The 25,435-nt window shown below is 72.7% G+C and carries 27 protein-coding genes; 9 read left to right on the top strand and 18 right to left on the bottom strand.

The window, feature by feature from the left end:
• Positions 1 to 201: 201 nt before the first annotated feature.
• The 9 genes from AB0I71_RS17450 to AB0I71_RS17410 form a co-directional block, all read right to left on the bottom strand.
• Entirely contained in the window at positions 202 to 2,652 is a 2,451-nt protein-coding gene (locus AB0I71_RS17450) for an EAL domain-containing protein (protein WP_357585725.1), read from the bottom strand.
• A gap of 145 nt (positions 2,653 to 2,797) precedes the next feature.
• Positions 2,798 to 4,930, bottom strand: a complete 2,133-nt coding sequence (ligA, locus tag AB0I71_RS17445; protein WP_357585723.1) for an NAD-dependent DNA ligase LigA — start codon at positions 4,928 to 4,930, stop codon at positions 2,798 to 2,800.
• A gap of 137 nt (positions 4,931 to 5,067) precedes the next feature.
• A complete protein-coding gene (locus AB0I71_RS17440; protein ID WP_357585721.1) occupies positions 5,068 to 6,072 on the bottom strand; it encodes an ADP-ribosylglycohydrolase family protein in 1,005 nt (334 codons plus the stop codon).
• A 315-nt stretch (positions 6,073 to 6,387) separates the two neighbouring features.
• Positions 6,388 to 6,756: a VOC family protein gene (locus tag AB0I71_RS17435; RefSeq protein WP_357585719.1), complete on the bottom strand. Its 369-nt coding sequence runs from the start codon at positions 6,754 to 6,756 to the stop codon at positions 6,388 to 6,390.
• A 36-nt stretch (positions 6,757 to 6,792) separates the two neighbouring features.
• A complete protein-coding gene (locus AB0I71_RS17430) occupies positions 6,793 to 7,791 on the bottom strand; it encodes a methionine synthase (RefSeq protein WP_357585717.1) in 999 nt (332 codons plus the stop codon).
• Positions 7,792 to 7,899: 108 nt separating this feature from the next.
• Positions 7,900 to 8,973, bottom strand: coding sequence for a tRNA 2-thiouridine(34) synthase MnmA (gene mnmA, locus AB0I71_RS17425; RefSeq protein ID WP_357585715.1), 1,074 nt, complete (start codon positions 8,971 to 8,973; stop codon positions 7,900 to 7,902).
• A 48-nt stretch (positions 8,974 to 9,021) separates the two neighbouring features.
• Complete coding sequence (locus tag AB0I71_RS17420; protein WP_357585713.1) at positions 9,022 to 10,197, bottom strand: cysteine desulfurase family protein; 1,176 nt, start codon at positions 10,195 to 10,197, stop codon at positions 9,022 to 9,024.
• A gap of 60 nt (positions 10,198 to 10,257) precedes the next feature.
• Positions 10,258 to 10,908: a class F sortase gene (locus AB0I71_RS17415; RefSeq protein ID WP_357585711.1), complete on the bottom strand. Its 651-nt coding sequence runs from the start codon at positions 10,906 to 10,908 to the stop codon at positions 10,258 to 10,260.
• Positions 10,905 to 11,735 carry a DUF4397 domain-containing protein gene (locus AB0I71_RS17410; RefSeq protein WP_357585709.1) on the bottom strand — a complete coding sequence of 277 codons (831 nt, stop codon included), beginning with the start codon at positions 11,733 to 11,735 and terminating at the stop codon, positions 10,905 to 10,907. The genes AB0I71_RS17415 and AB0I71_RS17410 overlap by 4 nt, the downstream gene beginning before the upstream one ends.
• A 230-nt stretch (positions 11,736 to 11,965) precedes the next feature.
• Here AB0I71_RS17410 and AB0I71_RS17405 point away from each other — a divergent pair, with 230 nt between their 5' ends.
• Together AB0I71_RS17405 and AB0I71_RS17400 are read left to right on the top strand one after the other, a co-directional pair.
• Entirely contained in the window at positions 11,966 to 12,568 is a 603-nt protein-coding gene (locus AB0I71_RS17405) for a sigma-70 family RNA polymerase sigma factor (protein WP_357585923.1), read from the top strand.
• On the top strand, positions 12,522 to 13,283 hold the full coding sequence (locus AB0I71_RS17400; RefSeq protein ID WP_357585707.1) for an anti-sigma factor: 762 nt from the start codon (positions 12,522 to 12,524) through the stop codon (positions 13,281 to 13,283). The genes AB0I71_RS17405 and AB0I71_RS17400 overlap by 47 nt, the downstream gene beginning before the upstream one ends.
• A gap of 104 nt (positions 13,284 to 13,387) precedes the next feature.
• Here AB0I71_RS17400 and AB0I71_RS17395 read toward each other — a convergent pair whose 3' ends face one another.
• From AB0I71_RS17395 to AB0I71_RS17380, 4 genes are all read right to left on the bottom strand, one after another.
• A complete protein-coding gene (locus AB0I71_RS17395; RefSeq protein ID WP_357585705.1) occupies positions 13,388 to 14,347 on the bottom strand; it encodes an electron transfer flavoprotein subunit alpha/FixB family protein in 960 nt (319 codons plus the stop codon).
• Positions 14,348 to 14,359: 12 nt separating this feature from the next.
• Positions 14,360 to 15,139, bottom strand: a complete 780-nt coding sequence (locus tag AB0I71_RS17390; protein WP_357585703.1) for an electron transfer flavoprotein subunit beta/FixA family protein — start codon at positions 15,137 to 15,139, stop codon at positions 14,360 to 14,362.
• A 123-nt stretch (positions 15,140 to 15,262) separates the two neighbouring features.
• Entirely contained in the window at positions 15,263 to 15,685 is a 423-nt protein-coding gene (locus tag AB0I71_RS17385) for a hypothetical protein (protein WP_357585701.1), read from the bottom strand.
• Entirely contained in the window at positions 15,682 to 16,479 is a 798-nt protein-coding gene (locus tag AB0I71_RS17380) for a GNAT family N-acetyltransferase (protein ID WP_357585699.1), read from the bottom strand. Before AB0I71_RS17380 ends, AB0I71_RS17385 begins: the two co-directional genes overlap by 4 nt.
• A gap of 41 nt (positions 16,480 to 16,520) precedes the next feature.
• Between AB0I71_RS17380 and AB0I71_RS17375 the strand changes: the two genes are divergently transcribed.
• The 3 genes from AB0I71_RS17375 to AB0I71_RS17365 are packed head-to-tail and all read left to right on the top strand — an operon-like array spanning position 16,521 to position 17,653.
• Positions 16,521 to 16,910 carry a DUF202 domain-containing protein gene (locus AB0I71_RS17375; RefSeq protein ID WP_357585697.1) on the top strand — a complete coding sequence of 130 codons (390 nt, stop codon included), beginning with the start codon at positions 16,521 to 16,523 and terminating at the stop codon, positions 16,908 to 16,910.
• Positions 16,907 to 17,209 carry a DUF202 domain-containing protein gene (locus AB0I71_RS17370; protein WP_357585695.1) on the top strand — a complete coding sequence of 101 codons (303 nt, stop codon included), beginning with the start codon at positions 16,907 to 16,909 and terminating at the stop codon, positions 17,207 to 17,209. Before AB0I71_RS17375 ends, AB0I71_RS17370 begins: the two co-directional genes overlap by 4 nt.
• Before the next feature lie 30 nt (positions 17,210 to 17,239).
• On the top strand, positions 17,240 to 17,653 hold the full coding sequence (locus AB0I71_RS17365) for a PLD nuclease N-terminal domain-containing protein (RefSeq protein WP_203998036.1): 414 nt from the start codon (positions 17,240 to 17,242) through the stop codon (positions 17,651 to 17,653).
• A gap of 23 nt (positions 17,654 to 17,676) precedes the next feature.
• Here the strand turns inward: AB0I71_RS17365 and AB0I71_RS17360 are convergent, their stop codons facing one another.
• Both AB0I71_RS17360 and AB0I71_RS17355 read right to left on the bottom strand, forming a co-directional pair.
• The gene (locus AB0I71_RS17360; RefSeq protein WP_357585693.1) at positions 17,677 to 19,299 is read right to left on the bottom strand and encodes an acetolactate synthase; all 1,623 of its coding nucleotides are present in this window, start codon (positions 19,297 to 19,299) and stop codon (positions 17,677 to 17,679) included.
• A 76-nt stretch (positions 19,300 to 19,375) separates the two neighbouring features.
• Positions 19,376 to 20,149 (bottom strand): enoyl-CoA hydratase-related protein, encoded by a 774-nt coding sequence (locus AB0I71_RS17355; RefSeq protein ID WP_357585691.1) that lies wholly within the window; start codon positions 20,147 to 20,149, stop codon positions 19,376 to 19,378.
• Positions 20,150 to 20,249: 100 nt separating this feature from the next.
• On the opposite strand from AB0I71_RS17355, the gene AB0I71_RS17350 reads away from it, so the two are divergent.
• The 3 genes from AB0I71_RS17350 to AB0I71_RS17340 are packed head-to-tail and all read left to right on the top strand — an operon-like array spanning position 20,250 to position 22,065.
• Entirely contained in the window at positions 20,250 to 20,819 is a 570-nt protein-coding gene (locus AB0I71_RS17350) for a DUF6232 family protein (protein WP_357585689.1), read from the top strand.
• A gap of 48 nt (positions 20,820 to 20,867) precedes the next feature.
• Complete coding sequence (locus tag AB0I71_RS17345; protein ID WP_357585687.1) at positions 20,868 to 21,347, top strand: DUF6232 family protein; 480 nt, start codon at positions 20,868 to 20,870, stop codon at positions 21,345 to 21,347.
• 46 nt (positions 21,348 to 21,393) lie between these two features.
• Positions 21,394 to 22,065 (top strand): hypothetical protein, encoded by a 672-nt coding sequence (locus AB0I71_RS17340; protein WP_357585685.1) that lies wholly within the window; start codon positions 21,394 to 21,396, stop codon positions 22,063 to 22,065.
• Positions 22,066 to 22,098: 33 nt separating this feature from the next.
• Here AB0I71_RS17340 and AB0I71_RS17335 read toward each other — a convergent pair whose 3' ends face one another.
• Complete coding sequence (locus AB0I71_RS17335) at positions 22,099 to 22,557, bottom strand: rhodanese-like domain-containing protein (RefSeq protein ID WP_357585683.1); 459 nt, start codon at positions 22,555 to 22,557, stop codon at positions 22,099 to 22,101.
• Positions 22,558 to 22,629: 72 nt separating this feature from the next.
• On the opposite strand from AB0I71_RS17335, the gene AB0I71_RS17330 reads away from it, so the two are divergent.
• Positions 22,630 to 23,613 carry a helix-turn-helix domain-containing protein gene (locus tag AB0I71_RS17330; RefSeq protein WP_357585681.1) on the top strand — a complete coding sequence of 328 codons (984 nt, stop codon included), beginning with the start codon at positions 22,630 to 22,632 and terminating at the stop codon, positions 23,611 to 23,613.
• A 41-nt stretch (positions 23,614 to 23,654) separates the two neighbouring features.
• Here AB0I71_RS17330 and AB0I71_RS17325 read toward each other — a convergent pair whose 3' ends face one another.
• Positions 23,655 to 24,554, bottom strand: coding sequence for a ribokinase (locus tag AB0I71_RS17325; protein WP_357585679.1), 900 nt, complete (start codon positions 24,552 to 24,554; stop codon positions 23,655 to 23,657).
• A 32-nt stretch (positions 24,555 to 24,586) separates the two neighbouring features.
• Positions 24,587 to 25,429, bottom strand: a complete 843-nt coding sequence (locus tag AB0I71_RS17320) for an ABC transporter ATP-binding protein (protein ID WP_357585677.1) — start codon at positions 25,427 to 25,429, stop codon at positions 24,587 to 24,589.
• Positions 25,430 to 25,435: the final 6 nt, after the last annotated feature.

Genomic DNA, 25,435 nt, shown 5'->3' with positions numbered 1-25,435 from the left:
GAGTCTATTGTTTCCCGCCCGGCCGGCCGTTGCCGCCTCCCCGGGCACCCGGCCCGACCGGTCCCGCCGCCACCGACGCCGCTGGTCCCGGCCGCGCCGACACCGTTGATCCCGGCCGGACCGACGCCGCTGGTCCCGGCCGCACCGGCACCGTTGACTGCGGCGCGACCGACGTGGCTGGTCCCGATGGCTCCGTCGGGATCAGCGGGCGTGCCGGCGCGGCACCTCCGCCTCGTCGTGGCCGCCGAGCGGGCGCAGCGGACGGTACCGGGCCAGCCAGGCGACCAGTTCCTCCGCCGGCATCGGCCGGGCGTAGAACCAGCCCTGGGCGGCGTCGCAGCCGGCCGCGTGCAGCATCCGCCAGGTCCGCTCGTCCTCCACGCCCTCGGCCACCACCCGCAGCCCCAGCGCCTTGGCCAGCTCGATGGTCGAGCGGACGATCGCCGCGTCGTCGGCGTCCTCGACCATTCCGAGGACGAACGACCTGTCGACCTTCACCTCCGACAGTGGCAGCCGGCGCAGGTGCTGGAGGGAGGAGTAACCGGTGCCGAAGTCGTCGAGTGCGATGCCCACCCCGATCCGGTGCAGCCGGGTGATGGTGGTCAGCACCCGGCGCGGGTCGGCCATCAGCGCACCCTCGGTGATCTCCAGTTGCAGCCGCTCCGGGGCCACGCCGTAGCGGGCGAGCCGGTCGGCGATCTGGTCGGCGATCTCACCGGTGTGCAGATCCCGCACGCTGACGTTCACCGCCGCCCGCAGTCCGAGGCCAGCCGCCGACCACTTGGCCAGCTGTTCCACCACGTCGTCGACGACCCGGCGGGTGAGCAGCCGCATCACCGCGCTCTGCTCGGCGACCCGGATCAGTTCCTCCGGGTCGACCATCCCCCGGCGTGGGTGCCGCCAGCGCAGCAGCGCCTCCACCCCGACCACGTCTCCGGTGGCGATGGCGACCTGCGGCTGGTAATACATCATGATCTCGCCCGCGTCGGTGCCTGATTCGGCACCGGGGTGGTCGTCGTCGGTCAGCGTGGTCGGATCCGCTCCGCCATGACCGAGCTCCGGTTGAGCACCGGCCCCCACCCCGGACCACGCCGTACCGCCGGCCGGCGCGTCATCCGATTCCACCGCCCGGGCCGCCCGGCGCAGGGTCGGGTCCGCACCGGTGATGATCCGGGCGATCAGCTCGTCGTCGTGGTGCACCACCCGGGGGCGGCGTCGCCGCCGACCCCACCATCGGGTGCCTGTCGACTCCTCAAGCGGTGCGGACGCGGGCAGCACGGCACCGTCCCCACCGCGAACGGTGGGCGCGTCGGCCGGGGCGGACCCGTCGGCCCGCCCCGACGCACCGACCTCCAGCACCCGACGCAGGTCGGCCAGCAGGCCCAACCGCTCGGCGGAGTTGTGGTCGGACTCGGCGGTGTAGACGGCCACGGTGTCGTTGCGGTGCTTCGCGTCGTACATCGCCACGTCCGCGTGCCGCATCAGGGTGGCGAAGTCCTCGCCGTGTTCCGGATACAGGGCGATGCCTATGGAACCGCCGACATCCAGCGGCAACCCGTCCAGCGGCACCGGCTCGGCGAGGGCCCGGACGACCTGGTCGGCCAGCGCGCGCGCCTCGCCGACATCGGTGAGCCCGGTCATCACGATCGCGAACTCGTCTCCGCCGAGCCGGGCGACCATCTGCGGCGGCGCGACCACGTCGGTCAACCGGGCGCTCACCTCCACCAGCAGCCGGTCGCCGACGGCGTGACCCAACGCGTCGTTGACGTTCTTGAAGCGGTCCAGGTCGATCAGCAGCAGGGCGAGGCGCGTTTCGGACTCGCCTCGGGCGGCGCGCTCAGCGTGCCGGTGCACCTGCTCGTTGACCTCCGCGAGCAACGCCTTGCGGTTGGGCAGCCCGGTGAGCGGGTCGAGCGACGCCAACTGGTGCTGCTCCACGGTGAGCCGGGCCATCCGGTAGACGGCGAACAGCGGCACCAGCACCAGTGGCACCAGGGCGGCGCTGGCCCGGGCGGCGGTGACCAGCACCGGTGCGAGCAGGAGCAACGACCCGGTGGAGAGCAGTTCGAAGGGCAGTCCGTGCCACGCGTTGGGCCACCACCGCTCGCCGAAGCGCAGCCGCACCGCAGCGGTGACCAGCCCGTAGTTGACCGCGAACCAGGCCACCCCGGCACCGCCGATCGCGGCGATGTCGGTCCAGCCCAGCGCCGCGCCGTCGTAGACCTCGCCGGGGCCGAGCCGGGTCATCGCGTACGCGGCGGCCAGCGAGCAGGCGTACTGCCCGGCGTTGAAGGCCGTGCGCCAGGGCGCGTGCCGCATCCGGATCCCGGACACCACCACGGCGACCGCCTGCACCGCTACCGCGGGGCCGAGCCCCCAGCCGAGCAGGATCGCGAAGGTGAAGCAGGTGGAGGGGAAGACGGCCGAGGAGGACTGCCCGCGGCCGGGCGGCAGGAAGGGCCGCGCGTCGCAGGCCACGGCGAGCACCGCCATCGTCCAGAACGCCGCAGGCAGGTCGGGCAGCGTCGACGCGAACGACACCAGCCCGTCCGCCGAGACGAGCACGGCCGCGACGAGTACGGCCGCGACGAACGTCGAGAAGTGCGCGGTACGCCCGGGCGGGACGAGGTTGCGCGGATCGGGCGACTCCATCACACCTCCCGGCACGAGACCGGCCCGTGGTTTCACGCGCCGTGCCCCAATGAAACGCCCCCACCACCCACTTCCCCGTCGCGACAGTCACGAATCGGTCGTAGTCGTAATTAAGTTGGTATCCGGCAGAGTGCCGTAAAGATCATTACTCCTCGACGCGGGCGACCTGCCGGGCCGCCTCGGGACCGGCGTCGAGCAGCACCCGGAAGCCCTCCTCGTCGAGCACCGGCACCTTCAGGCTGGCCGCCTTGTCCGCCTTCGAGCCGGGGTTGTCGCCCACCACCACGAAACCGGTCTTCTTCGACACCGAGCCGCTGACCTTGCCACCTCGGGACTGGATCGCCTCGGCGGCCTGGTCGCGGGAGAATCCGCCGAGCGTGCCGGTCACCACCACTGTCACCCCCTCCAGCGGGCGCGGCCCCTCCTGCACCGCCTCCTCCGCCATGCGGACACCCGCCTCGGCCCACTTACGGACCACCTCGCGGTGCCAGTCGACGGCGAACCACTCGCGGATGCTGGCGGCGATCGTCGGGCCGACACCGTCGACTGAGGAGAGTTCCTCCTCGGTGGCCTTGTCGACCGCCTCGATCGAGCGGAAGTGCCGGGCCAACGCCTGCGCGGCGGTCGGGCCGACGTGCCGGATGGAGAGGGCCACCAGCACCCGCCACAGGTCGCGCTCCCGGGCGGTGGCGAGGTTGTCGAGCAACTTGGCGGCGTTGCTGCCGAGGCTGCCGTCCTTGTTGACGAAGAACGGCGCGCCGGCCAGCCGCTCGGCGTCGAGCGAGAACAGGTCTCCCTCATCGGTGATGATCTGCGCGTCGAGCAGCGCGGCGCCGCTCTTGTAGCCGAGTGCCTCGATGTCGAAGGCACCGCGCCCGGCCAGATGGAACACCCGCTCCCGCAACTGCGCCGGGCAACTGCGCGAGTTGGGGCACCGGATGTCGACGTCGCCCTCCTTCGCGGGGGCGAGCGGGGTGCCGCAGGCCGGGCAGGTGGTCGGCATGACGAACGCTCGGGCGTCCGGCGGACGCAGGTCGACCACCGGCCCGAGCACCTCGGGGATCACGTCACCGGCCTTGCGGATCACCACCGTGTCGCCGATCAGGACGCCCTTGCGCTCGACCTCGCGGGCGTTGTGCAGGGTGGCGTACTCGACTGTGGAGCCGGCCACCCGGACCGGCTGGAGCACCGCCCGTGGCGTGACCCGGCCGGTCCGCCCGACCTCGACCTCGATGTCGAGCAGAGTGGTGTTCACCTCCTCCGGCGGGTACTTGAAGGCGATCGCCCAGCGTGGTGCCCGGCTGGTCGAGCCCAGCCGCCCCTGGATGGGCACCGGATCGACCTTCACCACCACACCGTCGATCTCGTGCTCGACGTCGTGCCGGTGCGCGGCGTAGTGCGCGATGTAGTCCCGGACACCGGCCAGGTCGGGCACCACCCGCCAACGATCGCTGGTGGGCAGCCCCCACGCCTGCAACGCCGAGTACGACTCGGACTGGGTGGCCGGCTGGAAACCACGGCGGGCGCCGATGCCGTGCACCACCAGGCGCAGGGGGCGGGAGGCGGTGATCCGCGGATCCTTCTGCCGCAGGCTGCCGGCCGCGGCGTTGCGTGGGTTGGCGAAGGGTGCCTTGCCCTGCTCGACCAGGCCGGCGTTCAGGTCGGCGAAGGCGGCCACCGGGAAGTAGATCTCGCCACGCACCTCGATGAACTCGGGAGGCGGCCCGAACTCCGCAGACTCGGTGAGCCGGCCGGGCACGTCCCGGATGCTGCGCACGTTGGCGGTGACGTCCTCGCCGGTACGGCCGTCGCCACGGGTGGCCGCCCGGACCAGCCGGCCACCTTCGTAGGTGAGGTTGATCGCCAGCCCGTCCACCTTCAGCTCGCACAGGTAAGGCACCGGGCCGCCGGCGTCCCGCTCGACCCGCTCCGCCCAGGCGGCCAGCTCCTCGTCGGCGAAGGCGTTGTCCAGCGACATCATCCGCTCGGCGTGGGCGACCGGGGTGAAGTCGGTGGAGAACGTGCCGCCGACCCGCTGGGTCGGTGAGTCCGGAGTGCGCAGTGCGGGAAACTCCGCCTCCAGCGCCTCCAGCTCGCGCAGTTGGCTGTCGAAGTCGGCGTCGGAGATGGTCGGCGCGTCGAGCACGTAGTAGCGGTACTGGTGCTCGGTCAACTCCTGGCTGAGCGTGGTGTGCCGCTCCCGCGCCTGCGACGTCGGCTCGGGGCCGGCGGCCTCCTGCGCCGCATCGACCTGCTGGGGAACCGCTTCCTCGGACACCCTGCCGCCTCCGGACACCGCGTCGACCTCCCGTGATCGTGCTACCCCCGCACGGTAGTCCCCAGGTGGGACAACGCTGCCGCCACCCGGGCTGACGTGCCCGGATCCGGCCGGACGGCGGCTGTGGCACGACCGGATCAGTCGAGCGGTGCGGCGAGCGCGGCGAGTTGGTCCGCGTACTCGATCCGGCCCGCCCACCCGGTCGGCCAGCCGGGCATGCCGTGGGCCGCGCCGACGAAGGCCCCGGCGAGGGCCGCTATCGAGTCGGAGTCGCCGGCGGTCCGGGCGCCCCGGGCGAGCGCGTCGACCGGGCTGTCGGCGTGCCTGATGGCGCAGTACAGGGCCGCCGTGAGGGCCTCCTCGGCGATCCAGCCCTCACCTGTGAACCGGCACGGGTCGCCGCCGTCGTCCGGCGCGGCCAGTGCCGCGTCGAGCCGAACCAACGCCCGCTGGCACTCGTCCCAGCCCAGGGCGATGAACTCCTCGGCTGTGGCGGCGTCCGAACGTCGCCACAGCTCGCCGAGCCAGTCGGCCCGGTAGACCGTGCGCTGCTCGTGGACCCGGGCGGTGAGCAGGCCGGGCAGCTCGGCCAGCGCGGCGCCGTCGTCGGCCAGCAGCCGGACCGCGTACGCGGTCAGCTCGCTCGCCGCCAGGCCGGTCGGGTGGCCGTGGGTGAGGCCGGCCTGGAGCTGGGCCAGCCCGGCGAGGGTGTCCAGATCGACGTCGAGCAACCCGACCGGGGTGACCCGCATGTTCGCCCCGCACCCCTTCGACCCGGCCTCGGTGGCCTGTTGCCAGGGCAGACCCCGGGACAGTTCAGCGCAGGCCCGCAGGCAGGTCATCCCCGGCGCCCGGTTGTTGTCCGGGCTGGCCGCCCAGTCCAGGAAGCGACGGCGCAGCAGCGGCTCCACCGCCTCGGCGGTGTACGTCGGCGCGTCGTGCAGCGCCCAACCCACCGCCAGCGCCATCTGGGTGTCGTCGGTGACAAGTGCCGGGTCGCCGACAAGCTCCCGGGGGCCGGTCGGGCCGAACCGCCTGTCGATCTCGGCGACGGTGAGGAACTCGGTGGGTCTGCCGAGCGCGTCCCCGTAGGCCAGGCCGAAGAGCGAGCCGGCGGCGCGCCGAGGTGCGGAACTGATCATGGACGCGATGATGCCCGCCACCCGCAAGCCCGCGCAGCGTCCGATCGGACCACCACCGTCGGGCGGCCGGCCCGCCGAGGTCAGCGGCTGGCCGGCGCCCGGCGCTTCGCGGCCAGCCGTCCACCTCCGGCCGTCCGGCGACGCCCGCCAGCCGGCCGAGCCCGCCGAACGGCAACGCACGCCGTCAGCCGGGCACGCCGCCGGCCGAGCACACCGTCAGGCGAGCACGCCGCCGGCAGAGCGTGCCGATCGGCCGGGCACGCCGCCGGCCGGGCACGCCGGTCGGCCGGGCACGCCGGTCGGCCGGGTGGGCGGTCAGTCCCAGCAGAGGCAGAACGGGTGGCCGGCCGGGTCGGCGTAGACCCGGAAACCCTCGCCCTCACCGGGTAGCCGGCGGGCGCCCAGGGCCAGGGCCGCCTTCTCCGCCGCCTCGATGTCGTCCACAGTCACGTCGAGGTGGAACTGCTGGGGCCGCTCCGGATCGGGCCAGGCCGGCGGACGCAGGTCGATCGCCCGTTGGAAGGCCAGCCGGGGCAGGTGGCCGGGCGGCCCGCCGAGCACCACCCAGTCGTCACCGTCGGAATTGTCCTCGATCAGCGGCAGGCCGAGCAGCTCCGAGTAGAAGCCGGCCAGCGCACGCGGGTCGGGGCAGTCGATCACCGTCGAACGCAGCTGTCCAATCATGGCGAGCATCCTGCCCCGTGGGTACGACCAGAAACCTCACTCCTCGGACAGCCGACGTCCGGCGTCCCGGCAGGCCGCGAGGACCGCCCTGGCGTACGCGGCGTCAGCCCCGGCCAGGCCGCAGGCGGGGGTCACCACCACCTGCTCGGCGAGTCGGCGGCGCGGAAACCCGAGGCGGTCCCAGAGCGTGCGTACCCGGTCGGCGAGGTCGGCGGAGGTCGGTGCGCGACCTGTCGACGTGGTCGGCGCGGCACCGGCCAGCAGCCCGAACCCGGCGTCGAGCGCCTCGCCGAGCGGGTCGAGGTCGGTGATCAGGCTCAGGTCGAGCGCGACGCCTACCGCGCCGGTGGAGCGGAGCAGTTCCAGCGGCACCTCCGGGGCGCAGCAGTGCACCACCGTCGGCACGCCGACCGCCTCGACCACCGTGCCGAGCAACGCACGGGCGTCACCCGACTCCACCGCGCGGTAGGCGCCGAGGCCGCTCTCGGTGGGTACCCGGCCGGCCAGCACCGCCGGCAGGGACGGCTCGTCCAGTTGGAGCAGCACCGACGCGCGGGGCAACCGGCGGGTCACCGCGTCGACGTGGCCGCGCAGTCCTTCGGCCAGCGAGCCGGTCAGGTCCCGCACCGCACCGGGGTCGCGCAGCATCCGACCGTCGATCGGCAGCTCGATCGAGGCGGCCAGGGTGAGCGGGCCAGCCGCCTGGATCTTGATTGGGCCGGCGTACTCCTCGGCCTGCTCGGCGAGCTGGTCCAGGTCGCGTTCCATCAGGTCGCGGGCCCGGCGCAGGTCGCGGCCCGGGCGCGGGGCCACCCGCCACCGCGCCGCGTACAGCTCGATCGGCAGTTCCACGAGCAGACCGCCGGTGCGCCCGATCAGGTCGGCGCCCGGCCCCCGGGCCGGCAGTTCCGGCAGATGCGGCAGGGCGGGCAGCTCACCGAGAACGATCCGCTGCGCCTCCGCGATGTCGGTCCCTGGCAACGACCCCACACCCGTCGCCGCACCCGCCCCCCACGGCAACCCCTGATCACTCACCGCCGCAGCCTACCTGCCACCACCTCAGCCACCTGTTGACCAAGAAGTTCTGGTCTCGGTTCCGGCGTGCGGTGGACGAAAACTTCTTGGTCAACTCGGAAAAGGCTGTCAGTCGGTGATGGTGGCGGAGCCTAGGACGATGTCGCCGGCGGGGTCGGGGCGGTAGGCGACGATGGCCTGGCCGGCGGCCACCCCGCGCACCGGGTGGCGCAGGTCGGCGTGCAGGGTGTCGCCGGCCACTGTGACGGCGGCGGGCACCACGACGCCGTGGGCGCGTAGCTGCACCTCGCACTCGATCGGGCCGTCGGGTCGCGGCCCACCGGTCCAGACCGGGCGGGCGGCCCGGACCGTGGCGACCTCAAGTGCCTCCGCCGGGCCGACGGTGACGGTGTTCGTCTTCGGCGTGATGGAGAGCACGTAGCGGGGCCGGCCGTCCGGGGCGGGGCGGTCCAGGTGCAGGCCGCGCCGCTGGCCGACGGTGTACGCGTACGCACCGGCGTGCTGTCCCACCACCGCGCCGGTGGTCGCGTCCACCACGTCCCCGGGCGCCTCACCGAGGCGCTGGGCCAGGAAGCCGCGGGTGTCACCGTCGGCGATGAAGCAGATGTCGTGCGAGTCCGGCTTGTCGGCGACGGCGAGGCCACGGTCGGCCGCCTCCTGCCGGACCTGGGCCTTTGTCGAGTCGCCGAGCGGGAAGATCGAGCGGGCCAGTTGCTCGCGGGTGAGCACGGCCAGCACGTACGACTGGTCCTTGGCCGCGTCGACGCTGCGGCGCAGCAGGCCGTCGGGGCCGAGCCGGGCGTGATGACCGGTCACCACGGCGTCGAACCCCAGGGCCACCGCCCGGTCCAGGACCGCGGCAAACTTGATCTTCTCGTTGCAGCGCAGGCACGGGTTGGGGGTACGCCCCGCCGCGTACTCGGCGACGAAGTCGTCGACCACGTCGGCGTGGAATCGGTCGGCCATGTCCCAGACGTAGAACGGGATGCCGAGCACGTCGGCGGCCCGCCGGGCGTCCCGCGAGTCCTCCAGGGTGCAGCAGCCCCGGGCCCCGGTGCGGTAGGTCTGCGGGTTGCGGGCCAGCGCCAGGTGCACGCCTGTCACGTCATGCCCGGCCTGCACCGCCCGAGCCGCCGCCACGGCGGAATCCACGCCGCCGGACATCGCCGCCAACACCCTCACCCGGACCACTCTCCCTTCCCACCGAGCCTATCTCCGCCCGGCACCGGCTCAGCGGGGCGTACGCGGGGCCGCCGCCCGCCGGGCCCGCTCCACGGCCCCCGGGAGGGCGGCGATGAGCGCGTCGACGTCGGCGGTGGTGCTGGTGTGGCCGAGGGAGAACCGCAGCGACGAACGGGCCCGGTCGTCGTCCGCACCCATCGCCAGCAGCACGTGGGAGGGCTGCGCCACCCCGGCCGAGCAGGCCGAGCCGGTCGAGCAGGCGATGCCCTGGGCGTCGAGCAGGAGCAGCAGCGCGTCCCCTTCACAACCGGGGAACGAGAAGTGCGCGTTGCCGGGCAGCCGATCGGTCGGGTCACCGTTGAAGACGACCTCGGGCACCGCCTGGCGGACCCGCCCTACCAGGTCGTCACGGAGTGCGGCCACGCCGGCTGCGTAATCCTGCTGGCCCTTGACTGCCGCTTCGACGGCGACCGCGAAGGCGACGATGCCGGCCGCGTCGAGGGTGCCGGAGCGCACGTCCCGCTCCTGTCCCCCGCCGTGCAGCAGCGGCACCGCCGCCACGTCCCGGCCCAGCAACAACGCGCCGACCCCGACCGGGCCGCCGAGCTTGTGACCGGTGACGGTGAGCGCGGCGACGCCGCTGGCGGCGAAGTCGACAGGCACCTGGCCGACCGCCTGGATGGCGTCGGTGTGGAACGGCACGCCGTACTCGGCGGCCACGGCGGCCAGCTCACCGATCCGCTGGACGGTGCCGACCTCGTTGTTGGCCCACATGGCGGTGACCAGCGCCGCCCGGTCGCCGTGTTCGGCCAGTTCGGTGCGGAGCGCGTCCGGGTGCAGCCGGCCGGCCCCGTCGACGGGCAGCCAGCCCACCTCGGCGCCCTCGTGCCGGTCCAGCCACTCCACCGCGTCGAGGACCGCGTGGTGTTCGACGGCACTGGAGATCACCCGGCGCCGCCCGGCGTCGGCGTCCCGGCGAGCCCAGAAGATGCCCTTCACCGCGAGGTTGTCGCTCTCGGTGCCACCACCCGTGAAGATCACCTCGGACGGCCGGGCACCAAGCGCGGCGGCCACCCGCTCCCGCGACTCCTCCACCCGGCGACGGGCGCGCCGACCGGACGCGTGCAGGGAAGACGCGTTGCCGACCTCGCGGGCGGTCGCGACGTACGCCTCCAGTGCCTCGTCGAGCATCGGAGTGGTCGCGGCATGATCCAGGTAAGCCATCACGGTTCAGCCTAACGACCACTCCGGTGCCGACCGCAGGCCGGATTGCCTGGCGGGACGTCAGACCGGTGACGCGGTCACGACGATGTTGTCCCGGTAGCGACGGGCGTCGGCGTCGAACGGGCCGCCGCAGGTGATGAGCGTCAGGCGGGGACGCCCGTCGCGGGCGAAGTAGCGCTCAAGTGGAATCTTGGTCTTGTCGTACTCCTCCCGGGCCACCACCCGGTAGGTCCGCTCGGTCCCGTCGTCGCCGGTGGCCGTCACGGTGTCGCCCGGCGCGAGTTCACGCAGCCGGTAGAAGGCGCCCCGGCCCTGCTCGGCGCTGTCGACGTGCCCGGCGATCACCACCGATCCGGACTCGGTCTCCAGCCCGGGTCCGTAGCGGTACCAGCCGATCTGGTCGACGCTCGGCGGTACGTCGAACTCTTTGGTGCGCTCGTCGACACCGACCGGGTCGACTCGCGCGGTGACCCCGATCGAGGGGATCCGTAGCCGGACCGGGCGTACCGGCTCGGCGTTCCCGGGCAGCGCCCCGGGGACCACTGCCACGGCGGGTCCGGTGACCGACGGAGTGGGGCTGGCCAGCGCGGCGGCCTGCTCGGTGCCGACGTTGCCCGCCGGCCGGGACACGACTGCCACCACGGCCGCGACGGCGAGCGCGGCGGCGCCGGCGGCCACAGCCGCCAGCGCCCCACGGTTGACGACCGTCACCGGCGACCCGACCGGACGACAGCCGCCCGCGCCCCGCCCGCGACCAGCAGCAGGATCCCGGTGCCGGCCAGGGCGTACCACCAGGTGCCGAGGCCGGTGCCGGCCTGCCCGCCGGTGCCGCTCGGCACGCCTGAGGGCGCCGAGTGCAGGCCCTCGATGGTCTGCGCCACGACGGACAGGTTCTCCGCCTCGGCGGAGCCGATGGCGTAGACGATCGTCGCCGTGCCCTCAGCCAGGTTGAGGTCGGCCGGCCCGATCACCACGGTGTCGGTGCCGGCGAGCACCACGTCCGCCGAGACGTTGCCGGCGTCCACGTCGCCCTTGGCCTCGTTCGGGTTGGTCAGGCCCTCGAAGACCGGGCTGCCGCCGGCCCGCACGTCCACGGCCGGCGCGGCGGCGGTGTGCCGGACGATCAGCCGGGCCTTGCCGGCGTCGACCTTGGCGGTGTCGTTGACGAACGGGGTGATCGTGGGCTGACCCTCGGCGTCGAGGTGGGCGGCGATGCTGATGTTCGCCCCGCCGGGGACCTCCGCGTCGTCGGCGGTGAGGATGGCCTGCCCGATCGGCTCGCCCGGCTTGGTCAGGGCGATGTCGTACTGCCCCTCGGGCAGGTCCAGCGGCCCGGCCACGTCACCGGGCTCGAAGTTCTCCAGGGTCTTCTCCCCGTTGACGTAGACGTCGACCGGGGTGTCCGGGATGCCGTGCACGACGGAGACCTTCGAGTCGGCGGCGTACGCCGGGGTCGCCGTCGCGATGCCGGCGCCGACGAAGGTCAGCGCGGCGACCGCGCCACCCGCGGCGACGCGGCGAAGGTACGCGAACTGCATGTCTGCCTCCTGGTGTTTCATGCCATTTCGTCAGGCTTGCTGTGCACCCCGAGTTACGCCGGCATCTCGCCGCCCGGATGCGGGCGGAGGCGACTTTCTTTTTCCGGCCGTGACCGCATCCGGCGGGCACCGCGCGGACGAAGAGAGGTCGAGGAGACGCTGGGCTGACAGAGGGGACGGCGCCGGTGCGAGCTACAGTCGGGCATGCCCCCAACCAGGCGAACCGTCCCGTGACCGGGATCCGGCAGCAACCGGGCACACCCGAGGACGAGCTGGCCCACCGCTTCCGCGCCGGCGACGAGCAGGCGCTGCGCGAGGCGTACGACCGTTACGGTCGGGCCGTTCTCCACCTGGCCACCAGCACGCTTGTGAACCGCAGCGACGCGGAGGACGCGACCCAGGCGACATTCGTCGCCGCCTGGCTCGGTCGGGAGACCTTCGATCCGACGAAGGGGTCACTCGTCGGGTGGCTGCTGGGAATCGGCCGACGCAAGGTCATCGATCGGCTCCGGTCCGCCGCGCGGGAGAACCGGGTGGTCGAGACCGTACGCCAACTCCCCGATCCGGTGCCCACCGGCAATGACCCGGACACCGTGGTCGACCGGCTGGTGGTGGCCGACGAGCTGGCGCGTCTGCCGGACGAACAGCGACGCATGCTGGAATTGGCCTTCTTCGACGACCTGACCCACCAGCAGATAGCGACGGTGACCGGAGTGCCGCTCGGCACGGTGAAGAGTCACATCCGGCGTGGCATGGCAAGTCTGAAGCGCAGATGGGAGGTGGACGGTGCAGCACCTGGAGCACGACCGGCTGGTATTTCTGGCGCTCGGTGAAAGTGAGGTGGACACCACCGACCGCACCCACCTCGACGCCTGCCCGCACTGCCGGGCGGAGTTGGAGAACCTGCGCCACGTCGCCGGCCTCGGTGCCGCCACGCAGGGCCTCAACGAGCTGCCCGACCCGCCGGAGCACGTCTGGCAGGGCATCATGGCGGAGATCACGGCGGCGAAGGAACTGCCCCGGCTCACCGCCGACCGGCAGCGGCCGGATTCCGACCCGGCCGGCACGGCCACCACCGACGCCGTACCCGTGCCCCGACGGTCACGGCGCGGACGCTGGTCACGGCTTGCCACCACGGCGGTCACGGCGGTCGCCGCGGCCATCGTCGGTGTGGTCGGCACCGCCGCCGTGCTGCGCGACGGCGAGCCCGCCGAGCCAACGGTGCTGGCCAGCGCTCCGCTGGCGGCGTACGGGTCGACCCCACCCGCCGCCCGGGGCGACGCGCGGGTGCTGGGCACCGGCGAGTTGCATCTGCACGTGGCGAATCTCCCGGCCGTACCGGGGTACTACGAGGTATGGCTCATCAACCCGCAGAGCATGGAGATGTTCTCGGTCGGTGTCCTCGGCAACGGCTCTGATGTGCTGCTGCCGCTGCCACCGAACGTCGACCTGGGGCAGTACTCAGTTGTCGACGTCTCGGCCGAGGAGTTCGACAACAACACCGCCCACTCCGGCGACAGCCTGTTGAGGGGCTCCCTGACGGGCTGATCGGCGGGCCGGTTCAGCTCCCCGGCCCGCCGATCAGCTCCCTCGCGCCAAAGGCGACACAGCCGCCGTCCGGAACCCCGGACGGCGGCTGTGTCGCGTACGACTCACTTGCGCTTGCGGATCTCCTCGGCGGCCTGCGGAACGATCTTGAACAGGTCGCCGACCACGCCGAAGTCGGCCAGCTCGAAGATCGGTGCCTCGCCGTCCTTGTTGACCGCGACGATGGTCTTCGAGGTCTGCATGCCGGCCCGGTGCTGGATCGCACCGGAGATGCCGAGCGCGATGTAGAGCTGCGGGGAGACCGTCTTGCCGGTCTGCCCCACCTGGAACTGGTGCGGGTAGAAGCCGGAGTCGACAGCGGCCCGGGAGGCGCCGACGGCACCGCCGAGCAGGTCGGCCAGCTCCTCGACCAGCTTGAAGTTGTCCGCGTTGCCGACACCGCGACCACCGGAGACGACCACGCCGGCCTCGGTGAGCTCGGGGCGGGACCCCTTCTGCTCGGCCACCCGGTCGACGACTCTGGCCAGCTTGTCGCTGTCCGTGGCGGTGACGGTGAGCTGCTCGACCGCGGGGGTGGCCGCAGCCGGCGTCGGGTTTACCGAGTTCGGCCGGACGGTGACCAGCGGCAGGCCCCGGGTGACCTTGGACTTCACGATTGTCGACCCGGCGAAGGCCACCTGGGTGGCGGTGCCGTCGGCGGCCAGGGCCACCACGTCGGTCAGGATGCCGTTGTCCAGCTTGACCGCCAGCCGGGCGGCGATCTCCTTGCCCTCCTGTGAGGAGGCGAGCAGCACGGCGACCGGCTGCACCCGCTTGACCAGGTCGGCGACCACTGTGGCCTTCGGCGCCACCAGGTAGCCGTCGATCTCGTCACCCTCGGCCGCGTAGATCTTCTCCGCGCCGTACTCGCCCAGCTTGCCGGAGAGCGCCTCGGCGGCACCGGTGCCGCCGAGCACCACCGCCGACGGGGTGCCCAGCTCACGGGCGAGGGTGAGCATCTCCAGGGTGACCTTCTTGACGCCGAACTCCGCGGTGGCTTCGACGACGACGAGAACCTCAGACATGTCCCACACCCCTCACACGAACTTCTCGGTGGCGAGGAACTCGACGAGCTGCGTGCCGCCGGAGCCCTCATCGGTGACCTTGGTGCCACCCGAACGCGGCGGGCGCTTGCTGTGCTCCACCACGGTGCTGGTCGCCCCGTCGAAGCCGACCTCGTTCGCGGCCACGCCGAGGTCGCCCAGGGAGAGCGTCTGCACCGGCTTCTTCTTGGCGGCCATGATCCCCTTGAACGACGGGTACCGGGGCTCGTTGATGGTGTCCCACACGGAGACGATGGCCGGGGTCGAGGCGGTGACCACCTCGTAGCCCTCCTCCGTCTGCCGCTCCACGGTCAGCGTGGCCCCGTCGACGGTGAGCTTGCGGGCACCGGTCAGCGCCGCGATGCCCAGCCGCTCGGCGAGCATGTGCGGCATCACCTGCACCCGACCGTCGGTCGACTCCGAGCCGCAGAGCACCAGGTCGGCGTTGAGCTGCCCCAGCGCGGCGGCGAGCACCTTCGAGGTGGCGACGGCGCAGGAGCCGTGCAGGGCGTCGTCCACCACGTGGACCGCCTTGTCCGGGCCCATCGACAGCGCCTTACGGATCGACTCGGTAGCCCGGTCCGGACCCATGGTCAGGATCGTCACCTCGCCGCCGTGCGCCTCCTTGATCTTCAACGCCTCCTCGATGGCGTACTCGTCCATCTCGTTGATGACGTTGTTCGCCGAACCGCGGTCGACAGTGTTGTCGTCAGTACGCAGGTTGCGGTCCGCGCCCGAATCAGGCACCTGCTTGACGAGTACGACGATGTTCATCGCGCTTCGACGACCCTCCTGCTGTGGTTATGTGATCTTTTCGCCCCGATCTGGGCGCAGCCTCGCGCGTGCGGTGCCGTCCGGTCAACCATGGGCTGTTGTGCGGTTGCCCACGGCGCCATGTTACCTGTCAGTAGGTTCGGCGCCCAGCACGCCCCTGATCCGTTCGATGACCTCGGCCTCGGCCGGGCTGACACCGTCGTGGGCGCGGGCCGTACGGTCGGCCGCCGCCAGCACCACCGCGCGGTACACAGGAACGTCCTGCGGAACCTTCTCGGTCAGGATCTCGATCCCCCGGCGCAGCGCCGGCAGCACCACCGACTCCACCTCCAGCGCCGAGTCGCGCGGTAGTTTCGGCAACGGCCCGCTGGTCAACGCCTCCTTCACCACGCCACTGGCGTCGGCGATCGCCCCGGAGGCCGCAAAGCTCTCGCGAAACAGCGCGAGCACCCCCGGGTCGGCGTTCGAGACCATCAGCACCGCACCGAAGGCACCCGTCTTCAGGGTCATTTTCTCGTCGTCCGTCAGCCGCTGGCCCATGATCACGGAGTGTAGACGTAGGGCGTGGTGGTGGTGACCGCGACGAGCCCGAGCCGCTGCAGTACCGGAAGGCTCTCGGTCGAGGCGTCCACCTGCACCAACGTCCGGCCACGCGGCCCGGCCAACCGGGCCCGGTAGCTGACCAACGCCCGGTAGATGCCCTTCCGCCGCCACTGCGGCAGGGTCGAACCGCCCCAGAGCGTGGCGAACGTGCTGTCGGTCGGGTACCGCACCCAACCGGCGCTCACCATCGTCCCGTCCGCCTCGGCCACCACGACGGTGATCGCCTGCGGATCGGCGGCGATCTCCCGTTCCAGGCCGTCGGCCAGTCCGGACAGGTCACGCCCCCACACCTGGGTCTTCAGCTCCGCGATCCGGTCCAGGTCCGCCCGCCCGGTCACCTCACGCAGGCGTACGCCCTCGGGCACCACCGGCAGTGTGGAGGCCAGCGGTGCGACCGGGCCGACCACGACGGTCTCCTGGTCCTCCGGCACGAAGCCGGCGGCTCGCAGGCGCTGCGGCAGGTCGGCCGGTGCGTCGTGACCGTGCAGCTTCCACTCGACCGGCTCGCCCCGCTCGCGGGACACCGCCACCTGCCGGGCGATCAGCTCGTCGAGGTCGGCACCGGCCAGTCCACCGAGGTCGCGGTAGGTCACCATGCCCCGCTGATCCAGGCCCAGCACCCGGAACACCGGACCGTCGGACTCCACCACCACACCGTCGGGCACCGGGTCGGGCAGGTCCGGCCGGAGCTGGGTGTCGTACGCCGCGCGCAAGGTGGTCGCGTCAAGATCCGTCATGCTCCCAAACTATTCCCGCTGGGCACCGGATAATCACACGCGTGTGGCAGATGATCAGGAACTGGTTCGACCCGCAGGAGCTGCGGTCGGTGGGCGACACCCCCGACTACCGCTTCTCCCTGGCCAACGAGCGCACGTTCCTGGCCTGGTTGCGTACCGGACTGGCGTTGATCGCCGGTGGGCTCGCCGCCGCGCAGTTCCTGCCGACCCTGTCCCTGGTCCACCTGCGCGAGGTGATCGCGGTGGTGCTGCTGCTGCTCGGCGGCGCGGTCGCGATCCGGGCCGTCGACCACTGGGCGCGTACCGAACGGGCCATCCGGCTCGGCGAGGAGCTGCCCGCCTCCCGCTTCCCGGCCGTGCTCGCCCTGATCGTCGGCCTCGGCGCGCTGTCGCTGGTGGTGGCGGTGCTGGCCGGTGCGATAAGCGGATGACCACGGTCCGCGACCCGGGTCTGCAACCCGAACGCACCAGGTTGGCCTGGCGGCGCACCCTGCTCACGCTGACCGTCGTGACCCTGCTGACCGTCCGGCTCGCGCTCACCGGCGGCCGGGGCGGGGCCGGGCCGGCGGCGCTGGCCATCCTCGGCTGGGGTGCGGTCGTGACGCTCTGTTGGCGACGGGCCACGGGCAGCGGCGTGTCCCGCACCGGCGGTCGAAGCCTCGCCCTGGTGGGGCTGGCCGCCGTCGGATTCGCGCTCCTCGGAGCGCTGCTGGTGCTGCGCGGGCTGTGACCGCCGCGCAAGGTAGGTAATGATGGTTACATGGCCCGGCTGTACATCCTCCTCTTCCTGGTGCAGGTCGTCCTCGCCGTCTGCGCCCTGATCAGCTGCCTCTCCGCCGAGGAGGACGGCATCCGCCACCTCCCCCGGATCGCCTGGCTGCTGATCATCCTGTTCTTCCCGCTGGTCGGCTCGATCGCCTGGTTCGTCGCCGGGCGGGAGCGCAAGGCCGTCGGTGGGTCGACATCCTGGGCTCCGGGCGCACGCCCGGCCGAGCGTCCCCGGCCGCTCGCGCCCGACGACGACCCGGAGTTCCTCCGCTCGATCGAGGAGCGATCGCGTCAGGAGGACCAGGAACTCTTCCGCCGCTGGGAGGAGGACCTGCGCAAACGCGAGGACGATCTGCGCAAGCGGGAGGGCGAGCCGCCGCGCGAGGAACCCCGCCCCGAGGTGTAGCCGCCGGGGCGGGGCGCCCCGATTCAGGCCAGGTTCGAGGAGCGGGGGTACGCGTCGGCCGGATCGGTGAGCACGTTGACCAGGTACGGCACCCCGGCGTCGAAGGCCCGTTGCAGAGCCGGACCCAGCTCGGCGGCCTTGGCGACCGTCTCGCCCGCACCGCCGAGCGCGCCGACCACCTGGTCGTACCGCAGCTCGGGCTGAAGGTCGGCGGCCACGTCGTAGCCGTACATGGCCCGCATCGGGTGCTTCTCCAGGCCCCAGATGCCGTTGTTGCCGACCACGATGACCACAGGCAGCTTCTGCCGGGCCAGTGACTCCACGTCCATCAGTGAGAAGCCGGCCGCGCCGTCGCCCATCAGCACACAGACCTGCCGGTCCGGGTGGGTGACCCGGGCGCCCATCGCGTAGCCCATGCCGGTGCCGAGGCAGCCGTACGGGCCGGGGTCGAGCCAGGTACCGGGCTGGGCCGGCTCCAGGTAACGCCCGGCGTAGGAGACGAAGTCGCCGCCGTCGCCGATGGTGACCGCGTCGCGGGCGAGCACCTTACGCAGCTCGCCGTAGATCCGGGCCGGGCGGATCGGGTCCGTCTCGGCCGCCATCTCCTCGGCGTCGCGCGCCTTCGCGGCGTCCTCCGCGGTCCGCAGCTGGGCGACCCAGTCGTCGTGGTCGACCCGGTCACCTGGGTGGTCGGCCAGCGCGGTGAGGATGCCGCGCAGGTCTCCGGCGGGGGCGGCGGCGGGCTGTACGTGACCGGCACGCTGGCTGGGCGCGTCGACGATGTGCACCACCTGGGCCTCGCCGAAGTCGCCGAAGGAGAGCCGGAAGTCCAACGGGGTGCCGATCACCACGACCACGTCGGCGTTCGACAGGGCCACCCGACGGGCCTTGGCGAAGGCCAACGGATGCTCCGGCGGCAGGGCGCCCCGACCCATGCCGTTGGTGAAGACCGGCACGGTGAGTGCCTCGGCCGCGGCGCGCAGCTCGTCCACCGCGTCGCCGGTCCAGACGTCCGATCCGGCGATGATCACCGGACGTGCCGCGCCCGCGATCAGGCCGGCGGCACGGGCCACCTCCTCGGGATCGGCGTCGAGCGGGCTGAGCTGTGGGCCGGCCGGAAGCTCCGCGTCACCGACCGAGAAGACCGCCTCCAGTGGGAAGTCGAGGAACACCGGTCCCCGGTGCGGGGTGAGGGCGGTGGTCAGCGCGGCGGCCACCGCCCGGGGGATGTCGTCCGCGCTGAACACCGTCTCCGCGTGCTTGGTCACCGGGGCGACCAGCGGGAGGTGGTCCATCTCCTGGAGGCTGCCCGAACCCCAGCGGAACTGGGGTGCCCGACCGCCCAGCACGAGCACCGGCGAGGCGTTGAAGAAGGCGCTGGTCAGCCCGGAGATGCCGTTTGTCACGCCGGGACCGGCGGTGAGTACGGCAAGCCCGGGTCGGCGCTGGAGCTTGGCCACCGCCTCGGCGGCGAAGACGGCTGACTGTTCGTGTCGCACGTCGTAGATCGGGAAGTCGGTCTTGTGCGCGGCGTCGTAGAGCGGGAACACGTGCCCGCCGGAGAGGGTGAACATCTCCCGCACCCCGTACGCGCGCAGCGCCGCGAGGGCGAGTTCCCCGCCGTGGCCTTCGATCCGCTCCGTCATTCCCGCTCCTTCTCGTCGCCTGACCGGAGTCACACGCTACTGGCCGGTAGGAGGAATGTGAACTGTTCTCGCGCGCTCAGCGTCCGGTGAAGTCCGGCTTCCGCTTCGCCACGAACGCCGCCATTCCCTCGCTCCGGTCGTCGGTGGCGAACAGCGCCGCGAAGAGCTGACTCTCCCAGGCCAGGCCCGAGGCCAGATCCATGTCCAGGCCGCCGTCGACGGCGAGCTTCGCCGCCCGCAGCGCCTGCACCGGCCCGTTGAGATACGGCCGCACCATCGCCACCGCGGTGTCGTACACCTCGGCCGCCGGGGCGACCCGGTCGGCCAGGCCGATCCGCAGTGCCTCCTGCGCGTCCACCATCCGGCCCGACATGATCAGATCCTTGGCCCGGGCCGGGCCGACCAGCCGGGCCAACCGCTGGGTGCCCCCGGCGCCGGGAATGATGCCGAGCTTGATCTCGGGCTGGCCGAGCTTGGCGTCCTCGGCCACCACCCGCCAGTCGCAGGCCAGCGCCAGCTCGCAGCCGCCGCCGAGGGCGTAGCCGGTGATCGCGGCGACGACGGGCTTGGGGATCCGGGCGATCGCGCCGAGCGCGCTGGACAGGTCGGCGGCCCGCTCAGCCATGTCCACGTAGGACATGTCCGCCATCTCCTTGATGTCCGCACCGGCGGCGAAGACCTTCTCCCCGCCGTACACGATTACCGCGCGGACGCCGCTGTCGGCGGTGGCGGCGGTCGCGGCGGCGCGCAACTCCTCCTGCACCTGGGTGTTGAGGGCGTTCATCGGCGGCCGCTCCAGCCGGATGGTGCCGATGCCGTCCCGGGTCTCCAGCCGCACGAACTCACCCACGCTGAGCCTCACTTCCTCGTCGAAGTCGCGTGCCAACCTTACGACCCGGCTCGTTGGGGTAAGTAGTCTGGTGCCAGCCCCGTCAGTCGGGAGTCGCACGATGAACCCTCGTCAACCTGAGCCGCGCGCCGGCCGTGCCGCGACGCCGGCCGCCCACCCCGGCGGGGCGCGCCGGCAGGTCGACAGGCGTCCCGCGGTCACCTACTACGACGACCGGCTGGTACGGGTCACCTCGGCCGCGGTGACCGTCGAGGGCCGGGTCTATCCACTGGCCGAGATCAGCGAGATCTGGCACCAGCACGGCACCCTCTCCTGGCGGGTGCTGGCCGGCCGGGGTGCGATCGGCGCCGCGCTTGTCGCCCCGCTGGTGGCCGCCGCCGCCGGAGTCGCGCTGGCCGTCTGGTTGGACCGCTCGGCGACCGTCACGATCGCGATCATCGGGGCTTCCGTGCTTGTCGGGCTGGCGGTCGGGCCGGTCGCCGACTTCCTCTTCGAGCATCTCGACCGCTCCTACGCCCGGGGCAGCCGACAGCGGGAGGTCTGGATCCGCTGGCGGGGTCACCCGGTGCAACTGCTCCGCACCCCGAACGCGCTGCGCTTCGGTCAGATCTACCGCGCCGTGCAGCGGGCCATGGAGACCGGCCGGCCGATACCGCCCCGCCGACGCTGAGCGACCGCGCGACAGCACCGGGTTGCCGAACGGTGCTTAAGCTTAGTGATGGCCCTCTATTACCGGGACGACGCGGTGCAGGTGACCTCCGAGTCGATCCGGGCCGGTGGACACGTCATTCCGATCGCCGAGGTCACCTACGTCTGGCATGCGAAGGGCCGCACCACACTCGCCGTACGCGGTCGGGTGTTCGGTCGGGGCGTCCTGGTCCTGCTGCTGTCCCTGCCCCCACTCGTGGCACTGGTCTGTGTGCTCTCGCTGGCCTGGTCCGCGCAGGACCGGGGCGAGTGGCTGCCGGCGCTCGTCGTGCTCGCCGCGTGTGTGATCGTCCCGCTCGCCCTGGTCCCGTTCCTGGAGATACCCCTCGGCTGGCTGGACCGCTCCTACGAGCGCGGCAACCGGGTGCTGGAGCTGTGGGTGCAGTACCGCCGGCAGGAGGTGATGGTGCTGCGCACGCCGGACGCGCTGCGCTTCGGGCAGATCTACCGGGCGGTGCAGCGCGCCGTCGAGCAGCAGAGCGACACGTGAACTCGTCGTCCGGCGGCGCTGGCCCGCGCGACGCACACTTGATCCCATGGCACTCCCCCTTCCCCGGCCGACAGCGGTTCTCGGTCTCACCCGTTCCGCTCTCGACCAGGCCGCGTCCTTCGCCGCCATCCCGGCCCGCGCGTTCGCGGTACTCGACGAGGTCGAGGCGTTGCTGGCCCGGATCAACGGGGTGGTGGACCGGGTCGAGCAGACCCTGGACCGGACCGACCGCATGGTCACCGACGCCGAGGTGGCGGTCCGTGAGGTCGCGGTGATCAGTGCCGCCGCCACCGCCGCCGTGGACAACGCCACCGAGGTGGCCGCGGCGGCGGCCGTCGTCGTGGAGTCGGCGCGGTCGGTGGCCGGGCGGGCCGCCGCGACGGTGGGCACTGCGGCTGAGGCCGCGGCCACCGCTGCCGAACTGCTGTCGGCGTACGAACCGGCGCTGCGGCGGGCGGCCCCGATGGCGAACCACTTCGTCGAGCAGCTCAGCCACGAGGAGGTGACCGCGGCGGTCCGGCTGGTCGACGAGTTGCCGAAGCTGCGGCAGCACCTCACCGCCGACGTCCTGCCCATCCTGGCCACCCTGGACCGGGTCGGCCCGGACCTGCACGATCTGCTCGACGTGACCCGGGACCTCAAGCTCGCCGTGGCGGGCATCCCCGGACTGTCGATGCTGCGCAGGCGGGGCGAGAAACTCAACGACGACGCCGGCTGACCCCGGGTGGCACGGGCCGCCCCGCCCTGCCGGTCAGCAGTCGCAGGCGGCGGAGGCGCGCGGGGCGGTCAGGTCGTCCACCGGCCGGCGGGCGAGTCCCGTGGCGGTCACCACGGGCAGTCCCTCCCGGACCCAGTACTCGTAGCCGCCGCGCATCTCCTTGACCGGGTGGCCGAGCCGGGCGAACTCCAGCGCCGCCCGGGTGGCGCCGTCGCAGCCGGGACCCCAGCAGTAGGTGACCACCCGGGCGTCGGGCGGCACCGCCCCGGCGGCCCGCTCGGCGATCAGGGCGGTGGGCAGGTGCACGGCGCCGGGCAGGTGGCCCTGTGCCCAGGCCTGGTCGCCACGCGAGTCGACCACGACGAGGTCGGGCACCGCGGCGGTGAGGTCGGCGTGCACGTCGGCCACGTCGGTCTCGAAACGCAGCCGGGCGAGGAAATGGGCGACGGCGGTGGAGGGATCGGCAGCCGGTACGGCGAAGGCTCGGGTCATGTCCTCGATCGTCGACCCAGGGCCGGCCGGTGGACGAGTGGCGGTGACGCCGTACTCCGCTAACATCCGGCCATGGATCCGGTCGACCGCAGCGTGGCCGTGCTCGCGTACCCCGGGATGTCGGGTTTCGAGACCGGGATCGTCACCGAGGTCTTCGGCCTGCCCCGGCCGGAACTCGACGTGCCCTGGTACGACCTGCGGCTCTGCGCCGAGCGTCCCGGCACCGTTCCACTGCTCGGCGGTGCCAGCCTGCACAGCCCGTACGGGCTGGAGGTGCTGGCCGCCGCCGCGACGGTCATCGTTCCCGGGGTACCCGACGTACACGGGACACCGTCGCCGGAACTGGTCGCGGCTCTGCGCCGGGCGCACCGGGCCGGCGCGCGGCTGCTCTCCATCTGTTCGGGCGCCTTCGCCCTGGCCGGTGCCGGGCTGCTCGACGGCCGGCGGGCCACCACCCACTGGCGGTACGCGGACCTGCTGGCCCGCCGGTACCCGCGGATCACGGTGGACGCCGACGTGCTGTACCTCGACGACGGGGACATCCTCACCAGTGCCGGCAGCGCCGCCGGCCTCGACCTGTGCGTGCACGTCGTACGCCGTGACCACGGCGCGGTCGTCGCCAACGCGGTGGCCCGCCGGCTGGTGATCCCGCCGCATCGCGACGGCGGTCAGGCGCAGTTCATCGAGGCACCGGTGGCGGTCGACCCGGACGACGACCGGATCGCCGGCAGCATCGCCTGGGCCCTGGCACATCTGGCGGAGCCGCTCACGGTGGCCCGGCTGGCCCGGCAGGCCCACATGTCCCCCCGCACCTACCTGCGGCATTTCGCGAAGGCCACCGGCACCAGCCCCATCCGGTGGCTCGTCGAGCAACGGATCAGGGCCAGTCTGACTCTGCTGGAGACCACCGACGCGCCGGTCGGACAGATCGCGACGGCCGTCGGCTTCGACGCCCCGGTGACCTACCGTCACCACTTCACCCGGGCGATGCGGACCTCACCGTCGGCGTACCGTCGCGCGTTCCGGACCGGCTCCAGCGTCGTACCTGGCGCGTGACGGGTGGGCCGGCGCGGCCCGGCCGATCGGCGTCGACCAGGTCAGGGCGCGGGCACGTACAGCTGGTCGATCTCGACCCGGTGCGGCAGCGAGACGCTCGCCCCGAGCCGTCGTACGCAGGCGGCACCGGCGGCCGAGGCCCAACGAACCGCGTCCACCAGGTCACGTCCCTCACCCCAGGCCACCGCGAGTGCACCGGTGAAGGCGTCCCCGGCAGCCGTCGAGTCGACAGTGTCCACAGTGACCGCCGGCACGTGCACCGCCGTGCCGTCCCGGTCGCCGTACCAGGCACCCTCCGCGCCGAGCGTCAACACCGCCCGGGGCACCAGGTCGAGCAGCGCGTGCGGCTCCTCCCGGCCCCGCCCGGTGTACGCCTGCGCCTCGTTCTCGTTGACCACGAGCAGGTCCACGGCGGTAAGCAGCTCCGGCGGGAGCGCAACGGCCGGCGCCGCGTTGAGCACCACCCGGGTGCCGGCGGCCCGGGCCGCCACCGCCGCAGCGGTCACCGTCTCCACCGGAATCTCCAGCTGCGCGACCAGGACGTCGGCGTCGCGCACGGCGGCGAGTTCGGTCTCGGTCAGTTCGGTGAGCGAGGTGTTCGCCCCCGGGGTCACCAGGATCGCGTTCTCACCGTCGGCGTTGACCATGACCAGGGCCACCCCGGACGCGCCGTAGGTGGTGCGCAACTGGCTGGCGTCGACCCCGGCGGCGGTGATCCTGGCCCGCAGGGTCACCCCGAACGCGTCCGAGCCGATCGCGCCGAGGAAGACGCTTGCGGCACCCGCCCTCGCGGCGGCGATGGCCTGGTTGGCTCCCTTGCCACCGGGCACGGTGACGAAGTCGGTGCCGAGCCTGGTCTCCCCCGGCCGGGGCAGCGCCTCGGCGGTGGCGACCAGGTCCATGTTCGCGCTGCCCACCACCACGACGCGGGTCTGTCGCACGGGCACCTCCCGGGGATCGCGCGGGCGTCGCCTCAGGCGGCGCGGGCGGTGTAGCGGTCGCCGTTGCGCTCGACGAGCAGCGGCAGCCCGAAGGTCTTGGTGAGGTTGTCGGCGGTGAGCGTGTCGTGCAGCAGGCCCTGCGCCATCACGGCGCCGTCGCGCAGCAGCAACGCGTGGGTGAAGCCGGGCGGAATCTCCTCGACGTGGTGGGTGACAAGTACCAACGCCGGAGCGTCCGGGTCCTGCGCCAGCTCGGCGAGGCGGGCGACCAGGTCCTCCCGACCGCCCAGGTCCAACCCGGCCGCCGGCTCGTCGAGCAGCAGCAGCTCCGGGTCGGTCATCAGGGCCCGGGCGATCTGCGTCCGCTTGCGCTCCCCTTCCGACAGGGTGCCGTACTCCCGGTCGGCCAACGCGCTGACTCCCAGCTGGTCCAGCAGCGCCCGGGCGCGGGCCTCGTCGGCCGGGTCGTAGCTCTCGCGCCACCGGCCGACCACCGACCAGGCGGCGGTCATCACCACGTCGACGACCCGCTCCTGAGCGGGCAGCCGCTCGGCGAGCGCGGCGGTGGACAGGCCGATCCGGGTACGCAGCTCCATCACGTCGGTGCGGCCGATCCGCTCACCCAGCACGTGCGCGGTGCCGGTGGTCGGATGCAGTCGACCGGACGCGAGGTTGAGCAGGGTGGTCTTGCCGGCCCCGTTGGGCCCCAGCACCACCCAGCGTTCGTCCAGCTCCACCCGCCAGTCGACGTCGTGCAGCAGGGCGGTGCCGGACCGGCGTACGGCGACGCCGTCGAGGCTGACCACCAGATCCGCGTCCACGGGCGAGGGGGCGGGTGCGGCGCCGGCGGCGCCAGGGATCAGGTCACCAGTCACCAGCCC

Origin of the sequence: Micromonospora sp. NPDC049891 (genome assembly GCF_040660295.1) — a bacterium.
Classification (GTDB): domain Bacteria; phylum Actinomycetota; class Actinomycetes; order Mycobacteriales; family Micromonosporaceae; genus Micromonospora.
This window is presented reverse-complemented; position numbering and strand designations above follow the sequence as displayed.

Bases quoted from the DNA above. Each gene is read 5' to 3' on its own strand.
- AB0I71_RS17450 (WP_357585725.1), bottom strand. From the start codon at position 2,652: ATGGAGTCGCCCGATCCGCGCAACCTCGTCCCGCCCGGGCGTACCGCG.
- AB0I71_RS17440 (WP_357585721.1), bottom strand. From the start codon at position 6,072: ATGATCAGTTCCGCACCTCGGCGCGCCGCCGGCTCGCTCTTCGGCCTG.
- AB0I71_RS17435 (WP_357585719.1), bottom strand. From the start codon at position 6,756: ATGATTGGACAGCTGCGTTCGACGGTGATCGACTGCCCCGACCCGCGT.
- AB0I71_RS17420 (WP_357585713.1), bottom strand. From the start codon at position 10,197: ATGGCTTACCTGGATCATGCCGCGACCACTCCGATGCTCGACGAGGCA.
- AB0I71_RS17410 (WP_357585709.1), bottom strand. From the start codon at position 11,735: ATGCAGTTCGCGTACCTTCGCCGCGTCGCCGCGGGTGGCGCGGTCGCC.
- AB0I71_RS17395 (WP_357585705.1), bottom strand. From the start codon at position 14,347: ATGTCTGAGGTTCTCGTCGTCGTCGAAGCCACCGCGGAGTTCGGCGTC.
- AB0I71_RS17390 (WP_357585703.1), bottom strand. From the start codon at position 15,139: ATGAACATCGTCGTACTCGTCAAGCAGGTGCCTGATTCGGGCGCGGAC.
- AB0I71_RS17380 (WP_357585699.1), bottom strand. From the start codon at position 16,479: ATGACGGATCTTGACGCGACCACCTTGCGCGCGGCGTACGACACCCAG.
- AB0I71_RS17370 (WP_357585695.1), top strand. From the start codon at position 16,907: ATGACCACGGTCCGCGACCCGGGTCTGCAACCCGAACGCACCAGGTTG.
- AB0I71_RS17365 (WP_203998036.1), top strand. From the start codon at position 17,240: ATGGCCCGGCTGTACATCCTCCTCTTCCTGGTGCAGGTCGTCCTCGCC.
- AB0I71_RS17360 (WP_357585693.1), bottom strand. From the start codon at position 19,299: ATGACGGAGCGGATCGAAGGCCACGGCGGGGAACTCGCCCTCGCGGCG.
- AB0I71_RS17350 (WP_357585689.1), top strand. From the start codon at position 20,250: ATGAACCCTCGTCAACCTGAGCCGCGCGCCGGCCGTGCCGCGACGCCG.
- AB0I71_RS17345 (WP_357585687.1), top strand. From the start codon at position 20,868: ATGGCCCTCTATTACCGGGACGACGCGGTGCAGGTGACCTCCGAGTCG.
- AB0I71_RS17340 (WP_357585685.1), top strand. From the start codon at position 21,394: ATGGCACTCCCCCTTCCCCGGCCGACAGCGGTTCTCGGTCTCACCCGT.
- AB0I71_RS17335 (WP_357585683.1), bottom strand. From the start codon at position 22,557: ATGACCCGAGCCTTCGCCGTACCGGCTGCCGATCCCTCCACCGCCGTC.
- AB0I71_RS17330 (WP_357585681.1), top strand. From the start codon at position 22,630: ATGGATCCGGTCGACCGCAGCGTGGCCGTGCTCGCGTACCCCGGGATG.